We start from the raw sequence: 21,295 nt of genomic DNA, 5'->3' as shown, positions 1-21,295 counted from the left end.
CCCGCTTCCCGCATAGAGTAGCGGGCGCATAGTCGAACGTTTTTAAACTATATCGATAGGGTAGTGCAAGCGCCCAGAGCGTTTGGTTATTCTCAGGGCAGAACTTTTTTGAATGGCTTGACGGTGACCTTTTCGTACACGCCCGCCTTAATATACGGGTCTGCGTCCGCCCAGGCCTTGGCGTCGTCCAGTGATGGGAATTCCGCTATCACTACACTGCCGCTGAAACCTGCTGGTCCCGGGTCCATGGCGTCGACATGAGGGGTGGGGCCGGCGAGGATCAGGCGGCCTTGCTGCTTCAGTGCTTCCAACCGTTGCAGGTGGTCGGGTCTTGCCTGCATTCTGTTTTCCAGGCTGTTGGCTTTGTCTTCTGCGTAAATGACGTAGAGCATAGTGCGACTCTTAATTCTTTAAGGTATGTTGGAAATGTATCTGTTTGCTAAAAGGACTTATTGTCGCCATTTCCCGTTGCGCTTTCGCTTGCCGTCGGCTCATCCTCTTCCATATGACGGCTGATGTAGATGCCCTGCATCAAGGCGAACACCAGGGATAACCCAAGCATGCCGAATAATTTGAAATTAACCCACTGGTCCTGAGTGTAGTGGTAGGCGACATACAGGTTGAGGCCGCCCAGCAGAGTATTAAATATAACCCAGGAATAATTCAGCTTGGACCAGGCATGTTGGGGAAGACTGATGTTGGCTTCCATCATGCGCTGATACAGGTTCTTTTTGCTAACCCAGCCGCCAATAAGAAATACTGCAGCCAGTAGCCAGCAAACCACACTGGGTTTCCACTTAATGAATGTGTCGTCTTTAAATAGAATTGTGGCTCCGCCCAGTATCACAACGATGACCAAGGCGAATAAATGCATTTTCTCCACTTTCCGGTGCTTGAACCAGGAGTAAGCGACTTGCGCAATGGTGGCGGGAATGAGCGCGGCAGTGGCGGTGACGATATCGTTAGTCGTTTTATAAACTACAAAAAAAAGAATGATCGGAAAAAAATCAAATAACAGTTTCATAGATAGCCGTGTCGTTTGGCGACGGTCTGCCCGTCGGCGTTTTTGCTCTTCGCAATGATGCAAATTCTGGTGCGCGAAGAACTTTTTTAATTAGAACTTAAATTAGACGAGATGATACTGTATTTTCTACTAGCGTTGTACTTTAGGGTTTTGTAACCATTTATGCAGATTGTCAATCACGACTTCGACCTTCACTGTCACACCACTGCTTCGGATGGCTCCCGAAGTCCTGCGGAATTGTTGGAGCTGGCCGCAAGCCGGGGGCTGACAACTTTGGCGATTACTGATCACGATACGGTTGAAGGCATGCGTTCTTTGATGGATGCCTCACTGGACCAGGGGCTAGGGATTAGATTGATTGCCGGTACGGAGTTCTCGTGCCTGTGGCAAGGAATGACGCTACATATGCTGGCGTTTGGTTTTGACTTGGAGGGAAGCGAAGTTGCAGCCTTGTTGGAAAAGCAGAAAACACGACGTTTGGACCGCGCCAGAGTAATCGCTGATAAATTGGAGAAAAAGCTGAAAATCGCCAATTTGTACGTTAGAGCGGAATCCTTCGCTGAGAGTGGCGTACCGGCTCGCCCACACTTCGCTCATGCGCTGGTGGAAATGGAAGCGGTTGAGTCAATTGATGTTGCTTTCAAGAAGTATCTTGGTGCGGGAAAAATTGGTGACGTAAAGCTGTATTGGCCTACTCTGGATGAGGTGCTTTCGGCCGTGAAGCAAAGTAATGGCTTGAGCTCGCTGGCGCACCCATTCAAGTACAAAATGACTGCTTCCAAGCTGCGGCGACTGATGGGCGAAATTAAGGCTTGTGGCGGAGATGCGGTGGAGGTGTCCGTCCCTGATATCAATTCAGGTGAGTTTGGCTGGATTCAGCAGGAGGCTGGCAAGCTTGGGCTGGCTCAATCGGCGGGGAGCGATTTTCACGGCTCGATGATGCCATGGCGACAACTGGGTAGATTTCCAAAGCTGGCGCCGTCCTTACCTTGTCTTATTGATGTCTTGCTTGCTCAGCAGTAAATGAACGCCTATGGATAGATGCAAGGTTGTTGGAGGCAACGCATTTAGCTTCAGCGCCGGTCACATCGAAATATTGAAAGCGCTGGATAAAGCGTTATCTTCGGCCCGTCATTATATCTTTATTGAAATGTATCTCGTGGAGAGGGGGCGAGCCTTTCAGTGGCTGTATTCGTTGCTGGAGGATGCGTCGAAGCGAGGTGTGCAAGTATTTTTGCTTCTGGATGACTTTGGTTCCCGGCTAGTATTGAGGGACCTTTTTTTATCCCGCGCTCTACCACCGAATATTCATGTCGCCGCCTATAATCCCATCAATTATCGACGTTGGACTCGGAACTTTCATAGAGATCACCGCAAGCTCGTGTTGGTGGATGGCGAGATTGCGCTGGTGGGTGGGTTTGGAATTACCGACGACTTCTTCCCCTGTGTTCCTGACCCTGGTGTGCCTGTATCCGCTGATCATTGCACTATTAGTGATGAGGCGCGCGTCGCATGGCTGGACGTGGCAGTGACTATGTCAGGGGCGGTGCTGTCAGATTGGGATAATAGTTTTCGTGAAATCTGGCGCGAAAGCAGTGACGTGGCGCTGCCAATTGGCCGTCCCGCCCCGAAGAAAGGCGAAATGGCAGGGCGTGTTGCGCTTGGATGGGGGTGGCGCAAGCAGGATATTGTTCGTGAGCTGCTACGCCGAATTAAACGCTCGCGCGAGCGCTTGCTGGTGATCACGCCTTATTTCGTGACGTCTTGGCGGGTTCGCCGAGCGCTGCGCTGGGCTGCTCGGCAAGGGGTTAGAGTTCAGATCATTGTTCCAGGGCTGGCCAGCGACCATCCGGGAGTTACCTATGCAGCCCGGCGGCACTATCGTTCGCTATTGCGTGCAGGTGTTGAGTTGTATGAATATCGACCGTCTTTTATTCACGCCAAAGTGTATATATGTGATGACTGGTGCTCAGTAGGTTCGTTCAATCTCGATCACTGGACATATCGCTGGAATCTGGAGGCGAACCAGGAAGTTTGGGAGGCGAGCTTCACCGCGCAAGTAGCCGGCTTTTTTGAAATGTGTCGCGGCGACAGCAAAGCGGTAACGTTGGAATCTTTGAATAGAATGGGCTGGTACAGCCGACTAATGGTCTATTTAATGGGGAAACTTGATGAGTTATTGATTCGGTTTCTAAGGTAACGCAGCCCTTGTTGGAGTGGGCTGCGTAAGAAGTCTGGTTTACTGTTTGGCGTGATAGAGTAGATACAAATCGGTCAGATTTTCTGGGATCTGGTCCGCCATCTCCGCCATAAGCTTGTCGTTGTGTTTAATGTCCTCGAAGTCCTCGTCGTCGAACAGCTCCGAGTGCGCCATCATGGGTAGTAATAATGATGCGACGGCGGCTTCGTCGTACTCTTCAAACCACTGCTTTTCGTTGCTCAAAAAGCCTTCAATAAAACCCGCGGACCAGTTGGCCAACGCGTCTTCGTCATCAAAAATTTCTTCCGGTACAGAGACATTTTCTTCGCTGTGTAGTTGCTGTTCAATGTGTTTGAATAATTTCAGAATGGCCGCCTTAATTTCTTCAAGCTCCCGGCTCTCCAGTTGACAGGTTCCATCTAGAATGAGGCGTAGCCATTCATTGACGTCTGCGTCTGCAGGGCCGACGGCAAATGCGCTCAAGAGTCCATGAATCCCAAACAGGTCCAGGTTTTCTTCTTCTTGGTCGTTGTCGAATAGCAGAGACTCAAGGTGGTCGATTTCCTGGGAGTTAAAGGGAAAAGCTTCGGATTGCATGACGGGTTCCTTAGAGGACGCTTTGAATCAGTCTAATTTATGCCGATAGCGGATGCTACAGCAAAAATGTGAAGTATTAATATCCGCATATTGCACCGACATGAATCTCCTTTTTATGGCGGTTTACGGAGAGCATGAGCGGGGCTTGTGGCATAAAGCGAGATGCCGACGACTGGTGTAAAACGAGTCGTCGGCATCTCATTTAGCCGGTTGTGACCGGCTTAGGCTTGTGAGGCCTTGTTGTCCTGAGAAGAAGGCTTTTCTTCTGCTTTTGCATCAGAAACAGTGGCTTCAGGAGCGCTGGGGGCGCTCTTTTGAGGCTCAGCCTTTTCGTTGGAATTCTCCGCTAGTGGGGCTTGCGCCACTTTTGACTCAGGCTCTTTTACTTCCGCCCTTGGCTCTATAGTGGCTGCCTCAGGAGGCTTAGGCGCCGCCATTTGTGGAGTCGCGGGCGTAGCAGGAGCCTTACTGTTTTCAGTTTTCTGAGCCTGGATGCGTTTGCGCACTTCTCGCGGATCGTTGAAGGCCCGTTTGGGCTCGCCTTCCGCTTGCTCTGGCTCAGTAGCTGGCGTCTCTGCGGCTTTTTTCCCAGCGGCTGGCTCGGAAGTGGGCTTTGCCGCCTCTTTGCCTACCGCTGGCGCAACCTCAGCCTTGGCTTTAGCTTCGACTATCACTTCTTTTTTGTGCTCAGTGATTGGCTCTTTGGTGGCCTGCAACTCTTCCTTCTTCGCGTCTTTAGCCTTACCTTCTGTGGTTGGCTTATTGGCTTCTTGCAAGCTTGCTTTGGCCTGACCGGCCGCTCTTTCTACCTGAGCGTCTTTTGGGGCGCCTTCGGGCTTTGTATCTGAAGGCTCTCGCTTAGGGCGTCGTGTTTTGTTACGGGGGTCGTTATCAGCCCGGGTTTTACGTGCAGGCTTCTCTTGCTCTCCCTCGCTGGTTTCCTGTTGCCTGGCCTCGCCTTCAGTGCTTTTACGCTGTCGACTATCCGTCTCTGACGGCTTTGCTTGCTGCTCAGACACAGGGCGTTCTTGCGCCGCAACTTTGTTTCGCTCGGTGGCTTCATTCGACTGTTTCGCCGGCTGCTGAGCGGGCGTTTCGTCTTTACCCTCTGCTTTGGGTTGTGGCTGGCGGGTGCTGTCGTTGCTTTCCGCTTCTGTGATAGCTTCTACAGACTTGTTCCAAACCTCTTTTGCGATTTCTGACTTCGCGGGCTCTTCTGTGACGTTAGTCGTTGTCGTTGTCGTTGTCGCTGGAGTGCGGAGTTCGGCTACTGCGTCTTCGGGCGCTTTCTCCTGGCTCTCAGGGGGCTCTTGACGTGCTGGTCTGTCCTGTCGCTGCGGGCGAGGGACCGACTTGCCAGAAGAGCGGTCGCGTCTAGGGCGGCTGAACTCAGATTTTTCCTGGCTGCCGGATTCCGTTTTCTGCGACTCATTGCGGCCTCTTTGCTCGCGCTGAGGTTCGCCTTTGTTTGTGTCGCGATCACGTTGACGCCTATCTTTTTGAGCTTCGTTACGGTCATTGCGTTCACCGCGGCGCTGGTTGCGGTCATCATTGCGTCCACGGTTGCCGCGACGATTATCCTGGCCGCCATCTCTGGATTCAGCCTGACGAGAGTCGCTTTGGCGCTGATTGTCGCGCTGTCCATCCTGACGGTCGCGGACTTTGACTTTTCTACGGCCTGCGTCTTTGTCCTGGGAGGTTTGGGGTGACTCTGTGACTGAGATCTTGAGATCGCCGTCTTTTTTCTCGCCGGAGAACATTTTTGATACTTTTTGGCGCAAGCGCTTCAACAGTCCGACTTCTTCGCTAGGAGCGGCGGGTGTGGAGCTTGGCACAATAGTTTTAACCGCGGCTTCCTGTCTTACGATTTCTTTGTGCAACAGGCTTTCAACCGGGTTCTTTTCCTCCATCTCGGGCTTAACGTTGTAGCTGGTTTCGCTAATGTTTGCGTTATCGTCCCGGATGCGTTGAACTTCGAAGTGAGGGGTGTCCATGTGTGAGTTTGGAACCACAATCACTTTCACTCCATGGCGCTTTTGCGTTTTCGCCAGGTTCTCACGCTTTTCATTCAGCAGATATGTGGCGACGCTGATCGGGCAGATGGCGCGGACTTCAGCGGTGCGCTCTTTAAAGGCTTCCTCTTCAATCAGGCGCATGACGGAGAGGGCGAGAGATTCCACGCCGCGGATAGAGCCCTGACCTTTACAGCGAGGGCACATCTCATTACGGGTTTCACCCAGTGACGGGCGCAGGCGCTGGCGTGACATTTCCAGTAAGCCGAAGCGGGAAATCTTGCCGATTTGTACGCGGGCACGGTCCAATTCCAGCGCTTCTTTCAGGCGGTTTTCCACCTCACGCTGATTCTTGTTGGGCGTCATATCGATAAAGTCGATAACGATCAGACCGCCGATATCGCGCAAACGCAACTGGCGTGCAATTTCGTCCGCTGCCTCCAGGTTGGTTTGCAGGGCGGTCTCTTCAATGTCGCCGCCTTTGGTGGCGCGAGCAGAGTTGATGTCGATGGAAACCAGCGCTTCGGTAGGATCTATGACGATAGAGCCGCCGGAAGGTAGTTTTACTTCTCTTTGGAATGCTGTCTCGATCTGGCTTTCAATCTGGTAGCGATTGAACAGGGGGATGTCATCCTGATACAGCTTGATGCGGTTTTCAAAATTCGGCATCACCGCTTTGACAAAGTTCAGGGCGTCCTGATGCACCTGAGGGTGATCGATCAGGACTTCGCCTATATCCTGGCGCAAGTAGTCTCGCGTAGCGCGGATAACAACATTGCTCTCCTGGTAAATCAGGAAGGGGGCGGGCTTGCTATCTGACGCGTGTCGGATGGAGTCCCAAAATTGCAACAGATAGTCCAGGTCTCTTTGCAGCTCTTTCGAGGAGCGGCCAACGCCTGCTGTGCGGATAATCAGTCCCATATCTTTGGGGACTGTCAGACCAGACATAGCGTCTTTCAGTTGATCGCGATCATCTCCTTCAATGCGGCGAGAAATGCCGCCGGCGCGAGGGTTGTTTGGCATTAACACCAAGTAGCGGCCCGCCAGGCTGATAAACGTCGTGAGCGCTGCGCCTTTATTGCCGCGCTCTTCTTTATCTACCTGGATGATGATTTCCTGACCTTCCTGCAACAAGTCCTTGATATTCATCTTGCCGCCTTTTTGCGGCTGGCTCTTGAAGTATTCGCGGGAGATTTCTTTAAGGGGCAGGAAGCCGTGGCGCTCTGCGCCGAAGTCTACAAAGGCGGCCTCAAGACTGGGCTCGATACGGGTAATTTTGCCTTTATAGATATTGGATTTTTTTTGCTCGCGGGTGCCGGACTCAATGTCCAGATCGTACAGTTTTTGTCCGTCAACGAGGGCTACACGCAACTCCTCTGGTTGAGTTGCGTTGATCAACATTCGCTTCATTTATGTTTTTGTCCCACTCAGTGTTCTGTGGGCGCCAAAAACCGCTTAAGCAAGTCGGAACGGTGATGCGTGAGGCCACAGCGGAGGTGTGCTGGCGGACCATGGGATGGGATCATCCGGGTCAACCATAGAGTTACAGATTGTGCCTCTATTATGCGAGCCGTACATTATCTATGCGTGCGCCGTGTCGTCACTTGTTTTCCACCCTCCTTTTTAGTCAGAGGGTGGGCGGGAAGGAGGTTATCCCTACCGCGGGAATTCGTTCCGCCTGGATATGCGTCTCTCGGCGCCGTTTTATCGGTTGCCAGTCTGATTACAGCATATAGGCTTGGAGTCAAAGCTCGGTTTATAACCCGTGTTCAACTCTGTATAATCTCTTCGCGCCTGATGTTATGTCATCGCTCAGCTATTCGGATGCTAAAAGGCCTACCTTTTCTCCGCCGAGTTAGCGCCTTGAAAATATAGCAGTTAAACCCCTGGCATTCAATCACGTTTGTTTTGTCCGGTTTTTATTCAAGAATATTTGCGGTTTTACGCCAGAGTTAAATATTTGTGACTAAGTTAGATGGCGGGGCCGGCGTCGGCGCCCGAGTTGTTACTATCGATAGTGGATCTGATGGGCAGCGTCTGGATAATTTCCTGGTGCGAGAGCTGAAAGGCGTGCCGAAAGGTAAGATATATAAGATTATCCGCAAGGGAGAGGTGCGGATAAACAAAGGGCGCTGCAAGCCCGAGACAAAGTTGAAGGATGGGGATCAAGTCAGAATTCCCCCTATTCGCGTGTCAGAAAGCGACAACTCAGAGCCTTCAATCCCCGCAGGGCTTATAGAGTTGGTGTCGCAATCAACCCTGTTTGAAAATGACGAGCTGCTTATTATAAATAAGCCGTGCGGAGTGGCTGTTCATGGCGGGAGCGGTGTTAGTTTTGGCGTTATTGAAATACTTCGCGCTGCGCGACAGGATCTGCGCTTCCTTGAGCTTGCTCATCGGCTTGATCGTGATACATCCGGCGTTTTAGTGTTGGCGAAGAAGCGCAGAGCCCTGGTGCAGTTTCATGACATGTTGAAAACTGGCAGGGTGGAAAAGATTTATCATGCTTGGGTGTGTGGTAAGTGGCCTAAGCATAAGTCGGTGATTACTGCTCCTCTGAAAAAGAACGTCCTGCGTTCTGGAGAGCGCATGGTCAATGTTAGTGAGGATGGCAAGCCCAGTGAGACTCGCTTCAGAGTGTTATATTCCGGAACAGGGCGCTCTTTGGTTGAGGCGCAGCCAATTACAGGCAGAACGCACCAGATTCGGGTGCATGCGAAATTTGCCGGGCATCCCATTATTGGTGATGACAAATACTGCGACTCGGAGACGAATAGGATCTACCGAGACATGGGAGTTAAAAGGTTGTGCCTGCATGCCTATTCATTGCGCTTGAGTTGGCCTGATCGGCCAGAGCAAAAGATCGTATGTGAGTGGGATGAGGATCATTCTTCTGTGTTGAGGGGCTAGCGTCGAATTCATATGTATAAGTTGTTGATTTTTGACTGGGATGGAACGTTGGCTGACTCCACTTCGCACATTGTGGACTGCCTGGAGGCTGCCAGCAAAAAAATGCAGACGCCTTTCCCGGGAAGAGAGGCGGCCAGAAATATAATTGGGCTTGGCTTGTCTGAGGCGATTGTTGAGTTGTTTGGCATTGAAGATAAGGTGTTTGTTGATGGCTTTAAAGATGCGTACTCAACGCAATTTCTATTGGCTGAAATAACTCGGAGCGACCTGTATCCGGGGGTTGTCGATATGCTGGGTGACTTACGTAAGGTCAAATATCTGACTGCGATTGCGACAGGTAAGAGTCGGCGTGGTATGGATAGGGCGCTCAAAGCAATGGAGATGTGTTCGTATTTCGATGCTGTCAGGTGTGCAGACGAAACTCGTTCCAAGCCGGACCCGCTCATGTTGCAGGAATTGTTGGAAGAGTTTTCGCTGCCGCCACATGAAGCGGTGATGGTTGGAGATACAGAGTACGACATGGAGATGGCTATGCGATTGGGGATGGATCGTATAGCGATATCTCATGGCGCTCACCAAGTTTCCCGGTTGCAAAAATATCAGCCGGTAGCGGTCGTGAATAATATGGCTGAATTGCAGGAGTTGTTCCTGTAATGGCCTTGTAGTTGTGAGTATGGATGTTAAGACCAAGCTAGCAGGTGTGTAAAAACGAATATGTTTGAAAATTCTGAAGATAAAGCGGTGCGGGAGTCCTCTGGGCAGCCAGGAAGTCAGAAAGAATGGCGTCTAATTGAAAAAATGGTGATGAGCTCTCTCAACGAGCAGCGCAAGGCCCGTCGTTGGGGGATCTTTTTTAAGTCGCTGACCTTTTTGTACCTGTTTTTTATTGTGATCGCCCTCAGTCCTGGCATAAGTAAAAATGTTGCTGCGCGCACGGAGCCTCATACGGCGGTTATTGAGGTTAATGGGGTGATTGCGGCTTCGGAGGAGGCTAATGCTGATGCTATAGTTTCTGCATTGCGGGAGGCTTTTAAAGAGGAAACTGCTAAGGCTGTTATCTTGCGGATCAATAGCCCTGGTGGAAGCCCGGTACAGGCAGGCTATGTTTATGATGAGATTGGGCGTCTAAAAGGCGAGCATCCAAATAAGAAAGTGTACGCGGTGATTATGGATATTGGCGCCAGCGGAGCTTATTACATCGCCGCTGCAGCGGATGAAATTTATGCTGATAAAGCGAGTCTTGTGGGGTCTATTGGTGTGACCGCATCCGGCTTTGGGTTTGTTGATGCGATGGATAAGTTGGGTGTCGAGCGGCGAATCTTTACTGCAGGTGAGCACAAGTCCTTTTTGGACCCCTTTGTGCCAGTAAAAGAGGAAGAGCGCGAACTGTGGCAGGGTGTGTTGAATACTACTCATAAGCAGTTTATTGATCAGGTTGAGAAAGGTCGGGGCGATCGCATTCATAAAGATAATCCGTTGCTATATTCCGGAATGATTTGGAGTGGCGAGCAGGCTCTGGGGCTAGGATTGATCGATGGTTTAGGTAGCTCTGGTTATGTTGCCAGAGAGGTTGTGAAAGCGGAGAAGCTTATTAACTATACACCGAAGCGCAACCCATTTGATGAATTGCTTGGGAAGCTGGGTGTAAGTGTTGGTAAAGGTGTGGCTCAAGCGGTGTTGGGCTCAGGGCCTCAGCTTCATTAACGTTTTGGTCGGGCGCTTTGCCTGAATTTAAGTAAGTGCTGCAATGTAAAGAAGGGTTACGGTATGCGTAACCCTTCTTTTTTGAGTAGGGTGATCAGGTCGATTAGGGGGAGGCCAATGAGTGTGTTGGGGTCTTTTCCTTCTATTTTTTCAAATAAGCTAATCCCCAAGCCTTCGACTTTGAAGCTGCCGACGCAGTCGTAAGGTTTTTCGAGTTCAAGGTAGCGCTCGATTTCCTCTTTGGATAACTCTCTGAAATAAACGGTTTGCCAGTCAACACATGTTCTTATGGTGTTGAGTTTGGTGTTTATCAGCGCTATCCCACTATAAAAGGTCACTGACTTGCCGGAGCAGGCGGTCAATTGTTTGATGGCGTTGGCTTTGTCGCCTGGCTTCCTGAGTAACTGTCCGTCAAGTGCGGCTGTTTGATCGGAACCAATTATTAAGTGGCCTGGAAACTGTTTGCGGAGACTCTCTGCTTTTTCTTTCGCGAAGTTGATGGCTATATCTTTGGGGTGGCTGTCTGGCGCCAAGCTTTCGTCAAAGCATGGGGCGGCTTGTTGGAAGCTTAGGTTTAGTTTTTGTAGTAGTGCGGCCCGATAAGGAGAGGTTGAGCCTAATATAATAGAAGGAGGTGTGTTTTTGTTCGTCATTTTTAGAGTTTAAGCTTTGTGGCTCAGGGCGAATAGTCGTTTTGTGGCTCTTTTATCGCTTTAATTCCGTGATTTTGCAATCATCTCTTTGACTTTGTTTGGGCGCATCACTAGAATTGCGCGCTTATGAAAAAGCCTGGTATTCCGGAATTGGTAGATCCCTACAAAATGTGTGAGAAAGAACTCACACTTGAAGGGATTATTTTGGCTAAAGAACTCCCCAGGTACGCAGATCAGCTAGCGGGTGGCGCAACTGAGTGTGATCAGGTTGAAGCGTCGGCTCGTTTTAAGCGTGATGAGCAGGGCTCTAGAGTGGCGTATATCGCATATTCCACTTTGGCGAGATTAATCTGCCAGCGCTGTTTGGGTGAGGTTGGGCTGAAAATTAATGGCGAAACTACCTTCGTCTTTTTAGGTTCCGAATCTGAGTTAGATCAGTTACCGCGTTCCTATGAGCCAGTCCTTATGGAAGGGAGCGAGGTTAACCTGCTCCAGGCAATTGAAGATGAACTGCTGCTGAGTTTGCCCATGTTCGCCTATCATGAAGATGAGCACTGTAGCGGTGAGTTAAACGAAATTAAGGGGCAGGCGTCCGAGACAAAGGTTGATAATCCTTTCTCGGTGCTGGGCGACCTGTTAAAAAAGTAGACCTGTTTTATTAGTTTTAGCGAAAGAGCTAGCTCAGGAGAATTGCAATGGCTGTTCAACAGAATCGTAAATCCCGTTCACGTCGCGGCATGCGTCGTTCGCATGATGCATTGTCTTCAGCGGCGTTGTCCATCGATCCGACTACTGGCGAAAAGCATCGTCGTCATCACGTTACTCCAGATGGATTCTATCGTGGTAAGAAAGTAGTTGAGGTTTCTCAGGACTAAGAAGCCCTGTCTTGGAACGCAATATAACAGTTGCGGTCGATACGATGAGTGGGGACTTCGGTCCCTCCATCGTGATTCCTGCTGCATTAAAATGTATCAAAAAAAATCCCTTCGTAAGTTTGATTTTGGTTGGCGATGAAGCAGAGCTAAGAAGCTTGCTTCGCAATCAGCCTACCTCTCCCCGTATCTCAATTGTTCATGCTCCCGATGTTGTCCGGATGGATGATCGCCCCAGTCATGCGCTTAGGAAAAAGCAACAGTCTTCTATGGCTGTGGCGCTATCATTGGTACGGCAAAAGGCTGCTCATGCCTGTGTGAGTGCGGGTAATACGGGGGCCTTGATGTTGTTGGCCAGATCCATTCTGAAAACGCATCCTGGGGTGGATCGTCCCGCCATTGTGAAGCGCATCCCGTCGCCTAAAAATCGCTGCTACGTATTGGATTTGGGCGCTAATGTTGATTGTACAGCTGAGCATTTGTACCAGTTCGCCCTTATGGGGTCTGCTTTGGTTGAGGCGCTGGAAGGCAGGCCTGAGCCGAGGGTGGCGCTTCTGAATGTGGGAGAAGAGGAAATCAAGGGGAATGAGCAGGTGCGGCTGGCTTCGCGTATGCTGGCGGAGTGTGAATCGGTTAACTACATTGGCTATGTGGAAGGTGGGGATATATTTAAAACCATTGCTGATGTGGTGGTGTGTGACGGTTTTGTCGGTAATGTCGCTTTGAAAGCTGGCGAAGGCGTGGTGGAGTTGGTGATTGGTATGGTCAAAGGGGTATTTGACCGGAATTGGTATAGTCGCCTGGTTGGGTATCTGGCTTTACCTATGCTGCGTAAGCTGCGCGACCTGGTGGATCCTTCTCGTCATAATGGTGCAAGTCTAATTGGGCTTCAGGCGACAGTGATTAAGAGTCATGGTAATGCTCGGGAAATTGGTTTTCTGAGTGCCTTGGAGCAGGCTATTTTTGAGGCTCAGAAGGGTGTTCCGGAAATGATAAACGCCCGTCTTGATGAGCTTATATGACGCTCTGATGCAAGTTGTAATACAACTTTGATCTAATTACTCCGTTTAACTGTATTTGAGTATTCTAAGCCGATGAACATTGCTATCTTATTTCCGGGGCAAGGGTCGCAAAGTATTGGGATGTTATCTGATCTCAATCAGGCGTTTCCATCAATTGCCGAAACATTTCAGGAGGCGTCCGACGCTTTGGGTTATGACCTCTGGTCTTTGACTCAAAACGGACCCGAAGATCAACTCAATAAAACCGAAATTACGCAACCCGCTATTCTGACTGCTAGTGTCGCCTTATGGCGACTATATCAGCAGAAAGTGAATCCTTCCGTTGCTTTTATGGCTGGTCACAGTCTTGGTGAATATAGCGCCTTGGTCGCCGCTGGCGTCATTGGGCTGCAAGAGGGCGTGAAGCTGGTTCAATTGCGTGGCCAGCTTATGCAGAAGTCTGTTGAAGGGCAGGCCACGGCGATGGCGGCGATTTTGGGGTTGGATGACCAAGCCGTGATTGATGGTTGTCGCGAAGCGGCTGCCGGAGAGTGCGTTGAAGCTGTGAATTTCAACTGCCCAGGACAAGTGGTTATAGCTGGAACGGAGTCTGCTGTAGAAAGGGCTATTGTGGCGCTTAAGGAGAAGGGTGCGAAGCGTGCATTGAAGTTGGCTGTAAGCGTGCCGTCCCATTGTGCGCTGATGAGGCCGGCCGCGGAGCAATTGGCGGAGCATATCGGCTCTATGGCGTTTAACAAGCCGTCTATACCTGTTGTCCAGAACGTGGGGGCGAGGTCTGTTGATGATCTTGCTGAGCTCAAGGACAATCTGATCAAACAATTATTTTCTCCTGTGTTGTGGACGCAGAGCGTTCAACATATAAGCGAGAAGGGCGTGGACAGCTATATAGAGTGCGGTCCAGGCAAGGTCTTGGCGGGTCTGGTTAAGAAGATTGATCGCGCCGCTTCCATTCAATCGCTATCAGACGCAGAAGTCTGGAACGCGTTATAGAAGGACTCCCATAATGGATAAAGTAGCCTTGGTGACTGGTGCTTCCAGAGGTATCGGCAGCGCCATCGCGGACTCGTTGGCGAAAGCGGGTTATATCACAATTGGTACGGCCACCTCTGAATCGGGCGCGGCGGCGATTACTGAGCGCCTGAGCGCTATCGGTAAGGGGGTGGGCAAAGTGCTGGACGTGGCTTCAGATGAATCCATTGCCCGGTGCCTCAGGTCAATTGAAGAAGAATTTGGCGCTCCGGCTGTGTTGATTAATAATGCAGGCATTACCCGGGATACCCTGATCATGCGCATGAAAGATGAGGACTGGGATCAAGTGGTGCAGACTAACTTGAGTTCGGTTTTTCGCATGAGCAAGCTGGTAGTTAAAAGCATGATGAAGGCGCGTTGGGGTAGAATTATTAACATCAGCTCCGTGGTTGCCTCAATGGGGAATGGTGGGCAGGTTAACTATGCCGCCGCCAAAGCAGGGATTGAAGGGTTTACACGCTCACTGGCAAAAGAAATCGGCGCTAGGGGGATTACGGTTAATGCGATTGCGCCTGGTTTTATCGAGACGGATATGACCAGCGAATTGCCTGAGGCCCAGAAAGAGGCCTTGCTGGGCGCTATTCCTTTACAGCGTCTTGGCAAGCCATCTGAAATTGCTGAAGTGGCTTCATTTTTAGTTTCTGACGCCGCTGGCTATATTACCGGTGAGACCATCCACGTAAACGGCGGCATGTATATGGGTTAAGTTTGCGCTGCCGCGCTATGCGGTGGGTGAACTTTAGCTTGATTAATTAAATAGGGTTCAACTAGACTAGCACGCGATTAAGTGCTTGGTTATGAAATAAGAGTGAGGAAATTATGAGTACTGTCGAAGAGCGCGTTAAGAAGATTGTTTGTGAGCAGTTGGGAGTTAAAGAAGGCGACGTTCAACTGACTTCCAAGTTCGTTGAAGATCTCGGTGCTGACTCTCTGGATACTGTAGAGCTGGTAATGGCGCTTGAAGAAGAATTCGAGACCGAAATCCCAGACGAAGAAGCAGAGAAGATCACAACTGTTCAAGACGCTATCGACTACATCTTGGCTAATCAATAAGAAGTAACCTTCTCAGACCAAGCCAAAGAACCGCTCGCAGGTAGACCTTGCGGGCGGTTTTTTGCTTTCAGGGTTTGTGTTTTTTGGGGTTGATGCTTGTATCTGGTAAATGGCGAAAAGGCGGATCATATATCGATCGCTGATCGAGGGCTGGCATATGGAGATGGGCTTTTTGAGACCGTCTTGGTTGTAGACCATCGCCCGTTACTTTGGGATGAGCATCTGGCCCGTTTGCGGATGGGATGTGAACAACTGCGAATACCTTATGAGGTGGATGGCGCTTCTTTGTTGACGCGTTTGAATGAACTCTTGACGGCCGAAGAGGTTGGCTCAAGATGCGTGTTAAAGATCGTCGTTACTCGTGGGTGTGGTGGAAGAGGGTATGCGCCGCCACTAAAACAGGAGCCCACTGAGATACTTGGTGTGTTCGCTGCACCAGAAGTCGCTACGTTTCAGGCTTGTGGAGTTGGTGTATTGACATTAAATGCGCGAGCCATAGAGTATGGGGTTTATGCGGGTCTTAAGCATCTCAATCGCCTTGAGCAGGTGGTGGCGTCGGTTGAGCTTGACGGTAGAGCCTTTGAGGGGCTTATGTTTGACAGCGTTGGGCGTTTGATTGAAGGGACTCGGACGAATGTTTTTCTCTGGGATGGAGAGCGTATATTTACCCCTGGTTTGGAGCATGCAGGGGTGAAGGGAGTGCTGAGACAGTATATCCTTAGCAGCGCTTCTGAGTTGGGGCTGTGTATTGATACTGCTGACATTACTCGGGCGGAATTAAAAAAAATCAAGGGGATGGCTTTGGTCAATAGCGTGATGGGAGTTATTCCGGTTAATCAATTAGATGGTAAATTACTGAAGTTTGACTGTGTCATCAAAGAACTCCAAGAAAAAGTCCACAAAAAAGCCCCGTTTTAGTTTGAGAAAACTCGTTCTCAAGTCCTTTCTGGTCGTATTCCTTCTTGCATCGGCGTCTGTCGCTGGCGTGTACTATTATGGGCGTTATTTATTGTCGCAGCCTTTATCTGTGGGGGCTGTTTCCACTATAGAGGTTCGGCGAGGCGACTCTTTGCGTAAAGTCGCTGATAGACTAGTCGAGGAAGGGGTGCTCGATAGCGCTGAATGGTTTTATTGGTATGGCCGACTTAGTGGAAAAGACAAGCAGTTGGTGGCCGGGGAATATCTGTTTGAGCCAGGTAAAAGCACAATCGAGCTGCTTGTTTTGCTGACCTCAGGCGACACTTTGAGTTATGCGCTTACGATTATTGAAGGCTGGAATTTGCGGGATGTCCTGCGAGAGCTGAACAATCATCCGAAGCTGGAGAATACGATTGATACCCGGGACCCGACGCAGCTCGCCAAGCTGCTCGGCATGAGTTATCCGCATGCGGAAGGTCTCCTGTTTCCAGATACGTACTTTTATAAGAAAGGAACTCGAGATATCGACTTGCTAACGACGGCGCATCGCCGAATGGTCCGCATTCTAGAGGATGAATGGTCTCGTAAGAGTGCTTGGAGTGTTGCTGCAACTCCTTATGAAGCGCTGACTTTAGCGTCAATTGTGGAGAAAGAAACCAGTGTTGATTCTGAACGAGGTAGAATTTCTGGCGTATTCACTTTGAGGTTGGAAAAGGGGATGCGTCTGCAGACGGACCCGACAGTGATATATGGTATGGGAGAAAGTTATGAAGGAAATCTGCGTCGGAAAGATTTGCGTGAAGCGACAGCGTATAACACCTATGTGATTAAAGGGCTGCCTCCGACGCCAATCGCTATGCCGGGGCGCGCCTCCATCCATGCCGCGTTGCATCCAGAAAAAACGGGGGACCTGTACTTTGTCGCTCGTGGAGATGGTACGCATGAGTTTTCCAAGACTCATGAAGCGCATGTGCGGGCAGTTAGGAAGTACCAGTTACGCCGGAGAGAAGATTATCGCTCAACGCAGTGATTAAGAGGGGCGTGCTACATTGGGCTTAGGTGCGGATAAATTTGGATGGGAAAAAGTTGAAAAAAGGCTTGTTTATAACTGTTGAGGGTATCGAAGGGGCGGGTAAAACTACGAATCTCAACTTCATTCGCTCTATTTTAGAGGAGGGTGGAGACGAGGTGGTAATGACTCGCGAGCCGGGCGGTACGCCGATGGCGGAAGAGGTCAGGGAGTTATTGTTGCGACCTCGTGAAGAGGTCGTATCGCCTGCAGCTGAGCTGCTGCTTATGTTTTCCGCACGGGCTCAGCACTTGGAACAAAAGATTCGCCCTGCGATTGAGCGGGGTGTTCATGTGCTCAGCGACCGGTTTACCGATGCGACCTATGCATATCAAGGTGGGGGGCGGGGTTTGTCTTGGAAAATGATTCAAGACCTTGAACAAATAGTGCAGGCGGGTTTCAAACCGGATCTTACTTTGCTGTTGCGCATTGATCCTGAGGCGGGTATTGCGAGGGCGAGAAAGCGTGGTGCTTTGGATCGTTTTGAGCAAGAGAAGCTGGGATTCTATTCTCGGGTTCAGGATGGTTATATGAAGAGAGTGGCTGAAGATCCAGAGCGCTTTTTGGTTGTGGACGCGCAACAGCCTTTAGAGGAAGTGCAGGCGGCGATTGCTAAGGGTTTGATGGTAAAGCTGCGTGCTTAAACCTTAAGTGGTAAGAGATAAAGAAACGCCCCGCATCTGCGGGGCGTTTTATTTTATGCTTCGGCTTTCGCGTTGGCTGCTTTTTCGGTATATGCATCCATCTTGTCGAAGTTCAGGTAGCGGTAAATGTCGCCAGCCATGCTGTCGATATTTTTCGCATAGTCCATGTACTCTTCAACGGAAGGGAGGCGGCCCAATACTGCCCCGACCGCCGCCAGTTCTGCGGAAGTTAGGTAGACATTGGCGCCGTCGCCCAAACGGTTGGGGAAGTTACGAGTGGATGTAGACAGTACGGTTACGCCAGGAGCTACGCGAGCCTGGTTGCCCATGCAGAGTGAGCAGCCTGGCATTTCTGTGCGAACGCCATTGCGTCCGTAAATGTTGTAGTAACCTTCTTCCATCAGCTGCGCCTGATCCATTTTGGTGGGCGGAGACATCCAGAATCGGGTTTTCAGCGCGTCTTTGTTTTGCTCCAGCAGTTTGCCAGCAGCGCGGAAGTGGCCAATGTTTGTCATGCAAGAGCCGATGAAGACTTCATCAACTTTATCGCCTGCTACGTCAGACAGCTTCTTGGCGTCGTCTGGATCGTTCGGACAGCAAACGATAGGCTCTTTGATTTCGTCCATATCGATTTCGATAACCGCTGCGTATTCGGCGTCGGAGTCAGCGCGCATCAGGCTTGGGTTGGCCAGCCATTCTTCCATGGCTTTGGCCCGGCGCTCGATGGTGCGGACGTCTCCGTAGCCTTCAGCGATCATCCAGCGCAACATAACAATGTTGGAGCGCAGGTATTCGGCGACAGAATCTTCAGACAGGGTGATGGTGCAGCCCGCAGCGGAGCGCTCCGCCGATGCGTCGGAAAGCTCGAACGCTTGCTCGACAGTCAGGGTTTCCAGGCCTTCGATTTCCAGTACACGACCAGAGAAGATGTTTTTCTTCCCTTTCTTTTCAACGGTCAGCAGGCCTTGCTGAATCGCGTAATAGGGGATGGCGTGAACCAGATCGCGCAGAGTAATGCCGGACTGCATTTTCCCCTTGAAGCGAACCAGTACTGATTCAGGCATATCCAAAGGCATGACGCCAGTGGCTGCGGCGAAAGCGACCAGACCTGAACCTGCAGGGAAAGAGATGCCCATGGGGAAGCGGGTGTGAGAGTCGCCGCCGGTACCGACAGTGTCTGGCAGCAGCATGCGGTTCAGCCAGCTGTGAATGATGCCGTCGCCAGGACGCAACGCCACGCCGCCGCGGTTCATGATGAAGTCTGGCAGAGAGTGTTGCATTTCTACGTCAACCGGCTTGGGATAAGCGGCGGTGTGACAGAATGACTGCATAACCAGGTCAGCGGAGAAGCCTAGGCACGCCAAGTCTTTCAGTTCGTCGCGAGTCATCGGGCCGGTGGTGTCCTGGGAGCCGACAGTGGTCATGCGAGGTTCGCAGTATTGGCCAGGGCGTACGCCTTCGACGCCGCATGCTTTTCCGACCATTTTCTGGGCCAGAGTGAAGCCTTTGCCGGAATCGTTGGCGGCTTGCGGGCGGCGGAATACGTTGGATGGCTCCAGGCCCATCGCTTCGCGAGCTTTGTCGGTCAAGCCGCGGCCGATAATCAGAGGGATGCGTCCGCCTGCGCGAACTTCGTCCAGCAATACGTCTGATTTCAGTTCGAATTCGCCGATGACTTCGCCGGTTTCGTGATTCTTGACCTTGCCTTCGAAGGGCAGGATTTCGATGACGTCGCCCATGTTCATTTGGGATACGTCGCATTCAAAAGGCAGAGCGCCGGCATCTTCCATGGTGTTGAAGAAGATAGGAGCGATTTTTCCGCCAATACAAATACCGCCAGTGCGCTTGTTGGGTACGCCCGGCATGTCGCGGCCAATGTACCAAAGTACGGAGTTGGTGGCGGACTTTCTGGAGGAGCCTGTGCCCACTACGTCGCCGACAAAAGCGACTTCGTGGCCTTTCTTCTTCAGTTCTTCAATCTGCTGCTCGGCATTGGTAATGCCTTCGCGAGGCATTTTGTACATCGCTTTAGCATGCAGGGGGATGTCCGGGCGCGACCATGCGTCAGGCGCAGGAGAAAGGTCGTCGGTGTTGGTTTCGCCTGTTACTTTGAAAACAGTGGCGACAATGCTCTTGGGCACTTCAGGCTTTTGCAGGAACCATTCTGCGTTGGCCCAGGAGTCCATGACTGCTTTTGCGTTGGCGTTGCCTGCGTCCGCTTTTTCTTTGATGTCGTGGAAAGTATCGAAAACCAGGAGCGTAGATTTCAGTTGTTCTGCGACAAGTTGTCCAAGAGAGGCGTCATCCAGCAGTTCAACCAGTGTGGAGATGTTATAGCCACCCTGCATCATGCCTAATAACTGAACGGCTTTTTCCTTGGAGATCAGGGGGGATTGGGCTTCGCCTTTAACGATGGCGGTGAGGAAGCCGGCTTTAACGTATGCCGCTTCATCTACGCCGGGGGGCACGCGATTTTCCAACAAGTCTACTAGCGTTTCTTCCTCACCGGCTGGGGGGGCTTTCAGTAGCTCCACCAACCCTGCCATTTGCTCTGCGTTAAGCGGCTTGGGTGGGACGCCTAGTTCGGCTCGTTCTTCAACGTGTTTACGATATGCTTCTAGCACGGTAGAACCCTCATCATTTCCTGTATCCGCCCTTATGGGGCGGTGTTTTTGATTGGGCGAGAGGTTACTTCGCTCCATATATAGAGACGCAATATTCTATGCCAATGATAGTGCAAAGTTAAGCAAACGCCCTATCAGCCCGGTTGATAGTCGATATAAATTTGAAAAATGTAGCCATTGGTCGTAATAAACTTTCGTGAATGTAGGAGGGGGAGCGGCTTATAGAAAATGGTGTTGTTGGTGAGCCGGGTGGGCGGGGATATGAGAATTTCTGGTATACTGCCCGGCTCACATTTTGATGATCAATTTTGACTTTTAGTGCGGAAACTCTAGTGGATATGTCTGTATCGGCTCCTGAAGATATCGTTAGCTTTTTAGGCTGTGAAACGCCCGAGGCATGGTTGCGTAAAGCTGCAGCGGAACTACCGTTATTGCTGGTGGATCATGCGCAGTGTGAGAAGAAGGCGGCCTCTTCAGCATTGCAATTGATGTTCAGATACCCCGAGGATATTGAGTTGTCGACGCGGATGTCGAAGCTTGCGCGTGAAGAGCTGCGCCACTATGAGCAGGTAGTGAAAATCATGCAGGGCCGAAAAGTGTCTGACCGTAAGCAGACGGCGTCTCGTTATGCTTCTGCGTTGCGTGATTGCGTTCGTAAAGGCGAGCCGCACAGACTGGTGGATATGCTGATCATTGGGGCGTTTATAGAAGCGCGTTCCTGTGAGCGATTCGCTCAATTAATTCCATATTTGGATGAAGAGTTGGCCGCTTTTTATCGAGGCTTGCTTGAGTCGGAAGGACGTCATTACAGAAACTATCTAAAATTGGCTAAAGAGCGTTCACCTGTCGATATAACGGACAGGGTTGCTTATGTTCGTGAGGTGGAGGCGGATCTGATTCGTTCGCCTGATTCGGAGTTTCGCTTCCATAGCGGCGTTCCCTCTTAAAGTGTTGAGAGCCTGAC

General features: G+C 50.9%; 21 protein-coding genes. 15 read left to right on the top strand and 6 right to left on the bottom strand.

What is annotated here, in order from left to right; translation table 11 throughout:
* Positions 1 to 92 precede the first annotated feature (92 nt).
* Together AC2IBB_RS23120 and AC2IBB_RS23115 are read right to left on the bottom strand one after the other, a co-directional pair.
* On the bottom strand, positions 93 to 392 hold the full coding sequence (locus tag AC2IBB_RS23120) for a YciI family protein (protein WP_486329086.1): 300 nt from the start codon (positions 390 to 392) through the stop codon (positions 93 to 95).
* A 47-nt stretch (positions 393 to 439) separates the two neighbouring features.
* Positions 440 to 1,024, bottom strand: coding sequence for a septation protein A (locus AC2IBB_RS23115; protein ID WP_486329085.1), 585 nt, complete (start codon positions 1,022 to 1,024; stop codon positions 440 to 442).
* 162 nt (positions 1,025 to 1,186) lie between these two features.
* Here AC2IBB_RS23115 and AC2IBB_RS23110 point away from each other — a divergent pair, with 162 nt between their 5' ends.
* Positions 1,187 to 2,047 carry a PHP domain-containing protein gene (locus AC2IBB_RS23110; protein WP_486329084.1) on the top strand — a complete coding sequence of 287 codons (861 nt, stop codon included), beginning with the start codon at positions 1,187 to 1,189 and terminating at the stop codon, positions 2,045 to 2,047.
* Positions 2,048 to 2,057: 10 nt separating this feature from the next.
* Positions 2,058 to 3,224, top strand: a complete 1,167-nt coding sequence (locus tag AC2IBB_RS23105) for a phospholipase D-like domain-containing protein (RefSeq protein ID WP_486329083.1) — start codon at positions 2,058 to 2,060, stop codon at positions 3,222 to 3,224.
* Positions 3,225 to 3,263: 39 nt separating this feature from the next.
* Here the strand turns inward: AC2IBB_RS23105 and AC2IBB_RS23100 are convergent, their stop codons facing one another.
* Both AC2IBB_RS23100 and rne read right to left on the bottom strand, forming a co-directional pair.
* A complete protein-coding gene (locus AC2IBB_RS23100; protein ID WP_486329082.1) occupies positions 3,264 to 3,821 on the bottom strand; it encodes a YecA/YgfB family protein in 558 nt (185 codons plus the stop codon).
* Between the two features lie 221 nt (positions 3,822 to 4,042).
* A complete protein-coding gene (rne, locus tag AC2IBB_RS23095; protein ID WP_486329081.1) occupies positions 4,043 to 7,243 on the bottom strand; it encodes a ribonuclease E in 3,201 nt (1,066 codons plus the stop codon).
* A 552-nt stretch (positions 7,244 to 7,795) separates the two neighbouring features.
* On the opposite strand from rne, the gene AC2IBB_RS23090 reads away from it, so the two are divergent.
* From AC2IBB_RS23090 to sppA, 3 genes are read left to right on the top strand one after another with little or no spacing between them, the layout of a single operon-like run.
* Entirely contained in the window at positions 7,796 to 8,743 is a 948-nt protein-coding gene (locus AC2IBB_RS23090; RefSeq protein WP_486329080.1) for an RluA family pseudouridine synthase, read from the top strand.
* 12 nt (positions 8,744 to 8,755) lie between these two features.
* Complete coding sequence (locus tag AC2IBB_RS23085) at positions 8,756 to 9,397, top strand: HAD family hydrolase (RefSeq protein WP_486329079.1); 642 nt, start codon at positions 8,756 to 8,758, stop codon at positions 9,395 to 9,397.
* A 60-nt stretch (positions 9,398 to 9,457) separates the two neighbouring features.
* On the top strand, positions 9,458 to 10,447 hold the full coding sequence (gene sppA / locus AC2IBB_RS23080; protein WP_486329078.1) for a signal peptide peptidase SppA: 990 nt from the start codon (positions 9,458 to 9,460) through the stop codon (positions 10,445 to 10,447).
* A 56-nt stretch (positions 10,448 to 10,503) separates the two neighbouring features.
* Here the strand turns inward: sppA and AC2IBB_RS23075 are convergent, their stop codons facing one another.
* A complete protein-coding gene (locus AC2IBB_RS23075) occupies positions 10,504 to 11,100 on the bottom strand; it encodes a Maf family protein (RefSeq protein WP_486329077.1) in 597 nt (198 codons plus the stop codon).
* A 126-nt stretch (positions 11,101 to 11,226) separates the two neighbouring features.
* Between AC2IBB_RS23075 and AC2IBB_RS23070 the strand changes: the two genes are divergently transcribed.
* The 9 genes from AC2IBB_RS23070 to tmk all read left to right on the top strand — a co-directional run bounded on the left by AC2IBB_RS23070 (position 11,227) and on the right by tmk (position 17,707).
* Positions 11,227 to 11,748 (top strand): YceD family protein, encoded by a 522-nt coding sequence (locus tag AC2IBB_RS23070; protein ID WP_486329076.1) that lies wholly within the window; start codon positions 11,227 to 11,229, stop codon positions 11,746 to 11,748.
* A 47-nt stretch (positions 11,749 to 11,795) separates the two neighbouring features.
* Positions 11,796 to 11,975 (top strand): 50S ribosomal protein L32, encoded by a 180-nt coding sequence (gene rpmF, locus AC2IBB_RS23065; RefSeq protein WP_011396041.1) that lies wholly within the window; start codon positions 11,796 to 11,798, stop codon positions 11,973 to 11,975.
* Positions 11,976 to 11,986: 11 nt separating this feature from the next.
* Positions 11,987 to 12,994, top strand: coding sequence for a phosphate acyltransferase PlsX (gene plsX, locus AC2IBB_RS23060; protein ID WP_486329075.1), 1,008 nt, complete (start codon positions 11,987 to 11,989; stop codon positions 12,992 to 12,994).
* 72 nt (positions 12,995 to 13,066) lie between these two features.
* On the top strand, positions 13,067 to 13,984 hold the full coding sequence (gene fabD, locus AC2IBB_RS23055) for an ACP S-malonyltransferase (protein ID WP_486329074.1): 918 nt from the start codon (positions 13,067 to 13,069) through the stop codon (positions 13,982 to 13,984).
* Positions 13,985 to 13,997: 13 nt separating this feature from the next.
* Positions 13,998 to 14,729, top strand: coding sequence for a 3-oxoacyl-ACP reductase FabG (fabG, locus tag AC2IBB_RS23050; protein WP_486329073.1), 732 nt, complete (start codon positions 13,998 to 14,000; stop codon positions 14,727 to 14,729).
* A gap of 113 nt (positions 14,730 to 14,842) precedes the next feature.
* On the top strand, positions 14,843 to 15,076 hold the full coding sequence (gene acpP, locus AC2IBB_RS23045) for an acyl carrier protein (protein WP_011396045.1): 234 nt from the start codon (positions 14,843 to 14,845) through the stop codon (positions 15,074 to 15,076).
* 96 nt (positions 15,077 to 15,172) lie between these two features.
* Complete coding sequence (gene pabC / locus AC2IBB_RS23040; protein WP_486329072.1) at positions 15,173 to 15,994, top strand: aminodeoxychorismate lyase; 822 nt, start codon at positions 15,173 to 15,175, stop codon at positions 15,992 to 15,994.
* Positions 15,945 to 17,024: an endolytic transglycosylase MltG gene (gene mltG, locus AC2IBB_RS23035; protein ID WP_486329071.1), complete on the top strand. Its 1,080-nt coding sequence runs from the start codon at positions 15,945 to 15,947 to the stop codon at positions 17,022 to 17,024. The genes pabC and mltG overlap by 50 nt, the downstream gene beginning before the upstream one ends.
* A gap of 56 nt (positions 17,025 to 17,080) precedes the next feature.
* Positions 17,081 to 17,707: a dTMP kinase gene (tmk, locus tag AC2IBB_RS23030; protein WP_486333994.1), complete on the top strand. Its 627-nt coding sequence runs from the start codon at positions 17,081 to 17,083 to the stop codon at positions 17,705 to 17,707.
* Positions 17,708 to 17,760: 53 nt separating this feature from the next.
* Here the strand turns inward: tmk and acnB are convergent, their stop codons facing one another.
* Positions 17,761 to 20,331 (bottom strand): bifunctional aconitate hydratase 2/2-methylisocitrate dehydratase, encoded by a 2,571-nt coding sequence (gene acnB, locus AC2IBB_RS23025; RefSeq protein ID WP_486329070.1) that lies wholly within the window; start codon positions 20,329 to 20,331, stop codon positions 17,761 to 17,763.
* Between the two features lie 338 nt (positions 20,332 to 20,669).
* Between acnB and AC2IBB_RS23020 the strand changes: the two genes are divergently transcribed.
* Positions 20,670 to 21,278, top strand: coding sequence for a MiaE family protein (locus AC2IBB_RS23020; protein WP_486329069.1), 609 nt, complete (start codon positions 20,670 to 20,672; stop codon positions 21,276 to 21,278).
* Positions 21,279 to 21,295: the final 17 nt, after the last annotated feature.

The sequence above is a fragment of the Hahella sp. NS-SX17 genome (genome assembly GCF_057367735.1).
Note: the sequence above shows the minus strand (reverse complement) of the source record. Positions and strands in the feature narration are given on the sequence as shown.

Excerpts from the sequence above, each read along its gene's own strand:
- AC2IBB_RS23075 (WP_486329077.1), bottom strand. The coding sequence starts at position 11,100 with ATGACGAACAAAAACACACCTCCTTCTATTATATTAGGCTCAACCTCT.
- AC2IBB_RS23085 (WP_486329079.1), top strand. The coding sequence starts at position 8,756 with ATGTATAAGTTGTTGATTTTTGACTGGGATGGAACGTTGGCTGACTCC.
- AC2IBB_RS23110 (WP_486329084.1), top strand. The coding sequence starts at position 1,187 with ATGCAGATTGTCAATCACGACTTCGACCTTCACTGTCACACCACTGCT.
- fabG (WP_486329073.1), top strand. The coding sequence starts at position 13,998 with ATGGATAAAGTAGCCTTGGTGACTGGTGCTTCCAGAGGTATCGGCAGC.
- acpP (WP_011396045.1), top strand. The coding sequence starts at position 14,843 with ATGAGTACTGTCGAAGAGCGCGTTAAGAAGATTGTTTGTGAGCAGTTG.
- rpmF (WP_011396041.1), top strand. The coding sequence starts at position 11,796 with ATGGCTGTTCAACAGAATCGTAAATCCCGTTCACGTCGCGGCATGCGT.
- rne (WP_486329081.1), bottom strand. The coding sequence starts at position 7,243 with ATGAAGCGAATGTTGATCAACGCAACTCAACCAGAGGAGTTGCGTGTA.
- AC2IBB_RS23105 (WP_486329083.1), top strand. The coding sequence starts at position 2,058 with ATGGATAGATGCAAGGTTGTTGGAGGCAACGCATTTAGCTTCAGCGCC.
- AC2IBB_RS23120 (WP_486329086.1), bottom strand. The coding sequence starts at position 392 with ATGCTCTACGTCATTTACGCAGAAGACAAAGCCAACAGCCTGGAAAAC.
- AC2IBB_RS23070 (WP_486329076.1), top strand. The coding sequence starts at position 11,227 with ATGAAAAAGCCTGGTATTCCGGAATTGGTAGATCCCTACAAAATGTGT.
- fabD (WP_486329074.1), top strand. The coding sequence starts at position 13,067 with ATGAACATTGCTATCTTATTTCCGGGGCAAGGGTCGCAAAGTATTGGG.
- sppA (WP_486329078.1), top strand. The coding sequence starts at position 9,458 with ATGTTTGAAAATTCTGAAGATAAAGCGGTGCGGGAGTCCTCTGGGCAG.
- AC2IBB_RS23115 (WP_486329085.1), bottom strand. The coding sequence starts at position 1,024 with ATGAAACTGTTATTTGATTTTTTTCCGATCATTCTTTTTTTTGTAGTT.
- AC2IBB_RS23100 (WP_486329082.1), bottom strand. The coding sequence starts at position 3,821 with ATGCAATCCGAAGCTTTTCCCTTTAACTCCCAGGAAATCGACCACCTT.
- AC2IBB_RS23020 (WP_486329069.1), top strand. The coding sequence starts at position 20,670 with ATGTCTGTATCGGCTCCTGAAGATATCGTTAGCTTTTTAGGCTGTGAA.